This window comes from Bradyrhizobium sp. YR681, assembly GCF_000282615.1.
In the GTDB taxonomy this organism is placed as follows: domain Bacteria; phylum Pseudomonadota; class Alphaproteobacteria; order Rhizobiales; family Xanthobacteraceae; genus Bradyrhizobium.
In genome coordinates, this window is sequence record NZ_AKIY01000326.1 from 1 (window position 1) to 2,191 (window position 2,191).

A 2,191-nucleotide genomic window follows, 5' to 3' on the forward strand; every position below is an offset into this window, starting at 1 on the left:
GGCGCAGCGGCTCGCCCGCCAGCCGGCCGGCGCGCTCACCGCCACCAAGAAGCTGATGCGCAACGGCGAGGCGCTGGTCGCGCAGATGCAGGCCGAAGGCGAGCAGTTCGCCCAGCGCCTGCGCACGGCGGAAGCGCGCGAAGCGTTCACGGCCTTCGCGGAGCGCCGCCCGCCGGATTTCACCAAGGTTGCCTGATTTCGCTAGCCTTTAAATGCTCCAGACCGGGAACTCCCGGCAATTTGACTAAAACCTTAACCGATCCTTGGCATGTCACGATGCAGGGTGGCCGGCAGTACAATGCAGGCCCCTTCGCTCATGGCAATTTTTAAGAGATCGGTAAGCTCGCTTCTCCTGACCTTGATGGCCCTGTTGGCTGCCGGCGCGCTGGCTTCCACGGCGATCCAGATGTTCGGAGCCTTCGGTCGCTACAGCGACAGTCTTGAAACGGCGCGGCTGGCTGCTGCCGACAAGGCGATCTTCCATGGCGTGCTGTCTCTGCGGAACAATCGCGGCGATGCCCAGAGCGCCATCCTCGGCGAGGACGATCCCAAGGCAAAACTCGCCGAAGCCGAGAAGGCCGAGCAGGGCGGCTATGACGGTATCAGCGCCGCGCTCGCCACCATCGAATTCGCCCGCCGCGACGAGCTCGCCGGCACGCTGAAGCAGCGTTGGAGCGAGGCTGCGCCACAGTTCCAGCTGTTCTACGACGAAGCCAAGCGCCCGCGCGCCGAGCGCAAGATCGAGCGGACCAATTCCTGGTACGATGCCGTCACCAAGGTCATCGACACCGCGAACCTCGCCTCCACCGCGGTGTCGAACCGTGCCTGGATGAACGATCCCTATATCGCCCGCATGATCCAGGTCCGCCGCTTCGCCTGGCAGGTGCGCGACCGCTATGGCATCCATTGTTCGTCCCTTCGCTCGAACGTCAACAGCAGCAAGCCGCTCGACGACGCCCAGAAGCGCTCACTGGCGCAATGGGATGGCACGATCACGTCCGGCTGGGCGGGCATGGGCGAGTTGCTCGCAGCGCCTGATGTGAGTGCGGAGCTGGTGACCGCCGCTAAGGAAGCTCAGGCCAAGACGGACGGCGTTCTCAAGCAGATCGGCGATCTCACCAAGAATTTCGACGGCAGCGGCAAGCCCGCGATGCCCGCTTCGGAATGGAATACGTTTTGCCAGTCGCCGTTCCCGCTCATCGTGGGGGTCGCGACCAAGGCGCTCGACCAGTCGATCGCGCGGGCCGAAACCGTTCAGACCAAGGCGCTCACCAATCTCGTCGTGCAGTCGCTCGCGTTCCTGGTCGCGCTCGCCGTGACCCTGGCCGGCGTGTACGTCGTGCGCAATCGCCTGATGCGCCCGGTGCGCGCCATTCTGGACGCCATCGCCCGCATCGGCGCGCGTGACTATGCGACACACGTTCCGCAGTCCAGATATCCCGACGAGTTCGGCACCATGGCCGCCGCGCTCGAAAGCCTGCGCGAAAGCGCGGCGACCGCGGAGCGTCTCGGTCAGGAACGCGAATCGCAGCAGGCGATCCAGCTTGCCCGCTCCGGCACCGTGGATGAGGCGTGCCGCAGTTTCGACGACACCGTGCAGGCCGTCATCCACAGCGTCGCGGCGTCGGCCAGGGAGCTTGATGCGACCGCGACCGATGTGCGCACGCTGGTCTCGGAGTCGAGCAGCCAGACCGCGGCGGTCGCCTCCTCCGCCGAGCAGGCCACCAACAATCTCGAGACCATCGCGGCCGCGACCGAGGAACTCTCTGCGTCCGTCGGCGAGATTTCCGCGCAGGTGCAGTCGAGCGCGCGCGAGGCCCGCGAGGCCGTGTCGCAGGCCGAGCGGACCAACGCGACGGTCGAGATCCTCGACCAGACCGCAAGCCGCATCAGCGAAGTGGTGAAGATGATCCACGCCATCGCCGGCCAGACCAATTTGCTGGCTTTGAATGCCACCATCGAGGCGGCGCGCGCGGGCGAGGCGGGCCGCGGTTTTGCGGTCGTCGCCGGCGAGGTCAAGAGCCTCGCGGCACAGACGGCGACCGCCACCGAGGAAATTTCGCGCCAGGTCGAGGAGATCCAGGGCGCGACGGGCCAGGCCGTGACCGCCATCCGTTCGATCGGCGGCGCCATCAGCGGCATCGACGAGAAGATGACGGCGATTGCCGCTGCCGTCGAACAACAGCGCGCG

The 2,191-nt window shown here is 66.4% G+C and carries 1 protein-coding gene and 1 pseudogene; both read left to right on the forward strand.

Annotation, left to right across the window (positions count from 1 at the left end):
• Positions 1-196 (forward strand): annotated as a pseudogene (locus tag PMI42_RS34965) (enoyl-CoA hydratase); the annotation flags it as partial.
• Positions 197-316: 120 nt separating this feature from the next.
• On the forward strand, positions 317-2,191 hold a 1,875-nt coding region (locus PMI42_RS34970; RefSeq protein WP_008144104.1), incomplete at its 3' end, for a methyl-accepting chemotaxis protein.